Annotated in this window: 3 protein-coding genes; all 3 read right to left on the bottom strand. The window is 62.8% G+C overall.

Annotation, left to right across the window (positions count from 1 at the left end; translation table 11 throughout):
- On the bottom strand, positions 1 to 2,854 hold a 2,854-nt coding region (gene gcvP, locus GOW16_RS22390), incomplete at its 3' end, for an aminomethyl-transferring glycine dehydrogenase (protein WP_170419768.1).
- 127 nt (positions 2,855 to 2,981) lie between these two features.
- Complete coding sequence (gene gcvH / locus GOW16_RS22395; RefSeq protein ID WP_170419764.1) at positions 2,982 to 3,347, bottom strand: glycine cleavage system protein GcvH; 366 nt, start codon at positions 3,345 to 3,347, stop codon at positions 2,982 to 2,984.
- A gap of 18 nt (positions 3,348 to 3,365) precedes the next feature.
- Positions 3,366 to 4,448 (bottom strand): glycine cleavage system aminomethyltransferase GcvT (gcvT, locus tag GOW16_RS22400; protein WP_170419766.1); only part of this gene is annotated, 1,083 nt, incomplete at its 5' end.

A 4,448-nucleotide genomic window follows, 5' to 3' on the forward strand; every position in this document is an offset into this window, starting at 1 on the left:
ACTCGGCGGCTTCTTCGTATGCTTCCATTGGGGGGCATGTGCAGATGAGGTTTCTGTCGCCGTATGCGTTGTCGACGCGGTTGACGGGGGACCAGTATTTGTCGACGCCCATGGAGCCCGGCGGGAAGCAGGCCTGTTCGCGGCTGTAGGGCCGGTCCCACTCGCCGACCAGATCGCGCACCGTGTGGGGGGCGTTTTTCAGCGGGTTGTTTTCCGCGTCGATCTTGCCGTCGATGATCTCCTGCGCCTCGGCCCGGATCGAGAGCATGGCGTCGCAGAAGCGGTCGAGCTCGTCCTGGGGTTCCGATTCCGTGGGCTCCACCATCAGCGTGCCGGCCACCGGCCAGGACATGGTCGGCGCGTGGAAGCCGCTATCGACCAGACGCTTGGCGATGTCGTCGACGCTGACCTGCGCCGCCTCGTCCAGCGGGCGGGTGTCGAGGATGCACTCATGCGCAACCCGGCCCGTGTCCGAGGTATAGAGGATCGGATAAGCATCCTTGAGCCGTGCCGCGATGTAGTTGGCGTTCAGGATCGCTACTTTGGTCGCCTGCGTCAGACCCGCGCCGCCCATCAGCAGCACATAGGCCCACGAGACGGGAAGGATCGACGGAGACCCGAAGGGCGCTGCCGAGACCGGACCCACGGCGGTGCCGTATTCCGGGTGGCCGGGCAGGTGCTCTTCCAGATGCGCCTTGACGCCGATCGGACCCATGCCGGGGCCGCCGCCGCCATGCGGGATGCAGAAGGTCTTGTGCAGGTTCAGGTGGCTGACGTCACCGCCAATGTCTCCGGGGCGCGACAGGCCGACCATGGCGTTCATGTTGGCGCCGTCGATATAGACCTGACCGCCGTGATCATGAGTGATCTGGCAAACCTCCTGAACGGTGGTCTCGAACACGCCATGGGTCGACGGGTAGGTGATCATGCAGGCAGCCAGATGATCCGAGTGCTTTTCCGCCTTGGCGCGGAAGTCATTCAGATCAATGTTGCCTTTGTCATCCGCCTGCACCGGCACAACCTGATAGCCCACCATCTGGGCCGAGGCCGGGTTGGTGCCATGCGCCGAGGTTGGGATCAGGCAGACATTGCGGTGTGCCTCACCCCGTGCGGCGTGATAGTTGCGGATGGTCAGCAGGCCCGCATATTCCCCCTGCGCGCCCGAGTTGGGCTGCTGCGAGATCGCGTCATAGCCGGTGATCTGGCACAGCTTGTCGTTCAGATCAGCAATCATCTCGTGATAGCCCTGCGCCTGATCTTCCGGGCAGAACGGGTGCAGGTTGCCGAACTCGGGCCATGTGACCGGGATCATCTCGATCGTGGCGTTCAGCTTCATAGTGCAGGACCCCAGCGGGATCATCGCCCGGTCCAGCGCCAGGTCACGGTCGGCCAGACGGCGCATATAGCGGGTGATCTCGGCCTCGGCCCGGTTCTTATGGAAGATCTCGTGGGTCAGGTACGGGCTTTCGCGCAGCGCGTAATCGGGCAGGCGATAGACTTTGTTTGAGCTGTCATCCTTACGGTCGATACCGAAGGCTCCCCAGACGGCCTCGATGGTCTCGGGGCGGGTCTGTTCGTCCAGGCTGATACCCACTTTGCTGTCGCCGACCTTGCGCAGGTTGACGCCGCGGGCCACGGCGGCCTCCATGACGACGGTCTGCAGATGGCCAACCTCAACCGTGATGGTGTCGAAGAACACTTCCGGTTCGACCGAGAAGCCTGCCTCTTCCAGACCAGCCGCCAGGCGCGAGGTCTTGCGGTGCACCGATTGCGCGATGGCCTTGATGCCGTCGGGGCCATGGTACACGGCATACATCGAAGCAATGACGGCCAGCAGCGCCTGCGCGGTGCAGACATTCGAGTTGGCTTTCTCACGCCGGATATGCTGCTCACGCGTCTGCAGGGCGAGGCGGTAGGCCTTGTTGCCGCGGCTGTCGATGCTGACGCCGATGATCCGGCCCGGCATGGACCGCTTCAGCTTGTCGGTGGTCGCCATATAGGCGGCGTGCGGGCCGCCATAGCCCATCGGCACGCCAAAGCGCTGGGTCGAGCCGATGGCGATATCCGCGCCCATCTCGCCGGGCGACTTCAGCAGCGCCAGCGACAGGATGTCGGCGGCAACAATGGCAATCGCTTTATGTTCGTGCAGCGCGGCGATTTCCTTGGTGAAGTCGCGCACGTGACCATGGGTGCCGGGATACTGGAAGATCGCGCCAAAGACCGATCCCGCATCCAGCGTGTCCGGATCGGCGACCTGCACGTCGATGCCCAGAGGCTCAGCCCGTGTTTTGATGACCGCGATGGTCTGCGGGTGGCAGTTCTTGTCGACGAAGAAGGCCGCGTTGTTGGCCTTGGACCGACCGCCGCGCTTGGCCATCGCCATCGCTTCGGCCGCTGCGGTGGCTTCATCCAGCAGCGAGGCGTTGGCCACGTCCAGACCGGTCAGATCGCTGACCATGGTCTGGAAGTTCAACAGCGCCTCAAGACGGCCCTGGCTGATCTCGGGCTGATAGGGGGTATAGGCGGTGTACCAGGCCGGGTTTTCCAGAATGTTGCGCAGGATCGGCGCCGGGGTGGTGGTGCCGTAATAGCCCTGACCGATCAGCGAGGTCAGAACCTTGTTCTTGCTCGCCACCTCTTTCATGTGGAACAGCGCATCGCGTTCCGTCATCGCCGGACCCCAGTCCAGCGGTTCCTTCTGCCGGATCGCAGGCGGGACGGTGGCGTCAATCAGCTGGTCCAGCGTCTTGAAGCCGATCACCTGCAGCATGTCGCGCATCTCGGCGGGCGACGGGCCGATGTGGCGGCGATTGGCGAAGTCATAGGCTTCGTAGTCGGTCAGTTTGAAGGCCATTGCAGCGCTCCTGTCGAATAGGTCAGGTCGGGCGGAGACTGCGTGCCAGCCTCCGGTAGTAGGGAGAGGGCCGGGCAAAAAACCCGACCCGAACGGGCGGAGCCCCAAACCGGGCTCCGGCGTGGAATTAGCCGATCAGGGCCTTGTAGCCGTCCAGATCCATCAGATCGTCCAGCTGCGCGGCATCCGCGATCTTGATCTTGTAGATCCAGGCCTCGCCTTCGGGATCTTCGTTCAGCGCGCCCGGATTGTCGGCCAGCGCCTCGTTCACCTCGGTGATCTCGCCATCGACCGGCGCATAGAGCTCGGAGGCGGCCTTGACGGATTCAATCACGCCGATCTCGCCGCCTTTTTCAAACTCATCGCCTGCTTCCTGCTGCTCCACAAACACCACGTCGCCCAGCTGTTCAGCCGCGTGTGCAGTGATGCCCAGCGTGGCGGTGTCGCCGTCGACGGTCAGCCATTCATGCTCTTCGGAATAATAGGTTGCCATGTTGTCTCTCTCCTGACTTCAACGCTTGTAATTCTGTTTGACGAAGGGCAGCGCCACGATCTGTGCCGGTTGCGGCTTGCCCCGGATGATCAGGTTCACCGTCTCGCCCGGCTCGCCATGACCCTTGCTCACATAGCCCATCGCCACCGGTCCACCGACCGTGGGGCCGAACACGCCCGAGGTGATCTGACCGATCGTGTTACCCTCGGCGCACTGGATTTCCACACCCTGACGTGCAGGGGCGCGGCCGTCGGGCTTGATGCCGACCAGCTTTTTGGCGGGGCCTTCGGCCAGTTCCTTTTGTACCCGCTCCGCGCCCGGGAAACCGCCTTCTTCCTTGCGGCGCTTCTGAATCGCCCAGGCCAGCGAGGCCTCGATTGGCGAGGTGCTCTGGTCGATGTCATTGCCATAAAGGCACAGACCGGCCTCAAGCCGCAGGCTGTCGCGCGCGCCCAGACCGGCCGCTTCGCAATCCTCATGCGCCAGGAACGCCTTGCTGACCTCGATCGCCTTGTCCTCGGGGATCGAGATCTCGTACCCGTCCTCGCCAGTATAGCCCAGGCGCGAGATGCGGCACTCAACACCGTTGATGTCGGCCACCGTGGTTTCCATGAACTTCAGATCCCGCGCCGCCGGGCAGAGCTCACCCACGACGTTTTCCGCGGCAGGACCCTGCACCGCCACCAGCGCGCGGTCAAAGATCTCGGTCACTTCAACACCGTCCAGATTGTCGCGCATATGCGGAATGTCCTGATGGCGCAGTGCCGCGTTCACCACCACAAAGTAATGATCCCCCGCGTTTGACACGATCAGGTCATCCATGATCCCGCCTTCCGCGTTGGTGAAAAACCCGTACCGCGCTTTGCCTTCCTTCAGCGTCGCGTAAGCCTGCGGGCACAAAGCTTCCAGCTTCTCACCCACATCTTCACCCCGCAGGATCACCTGGCCCATATGAGACACATCAAACAACGCCGCCTTCTCACGACACTGCTTATGCTCCCCCATGATCCCCAACGGATACTGAACAGGCATCTCCCAACCAGCAAAATCAACCAACTTACCTCCCAACTCAACATGTAAGTCGTAAAGGGGAGTGCGCTT

This window comes from Ruegeria atlantica, assembly GCF_013033965.1.
GTDB lineage: Bacteria > Pseudomonadota > Alphaproteobacteria > Rhodobacterales > Rhodobacteraceae > Ruegeria > Ruegeria atlantica_D.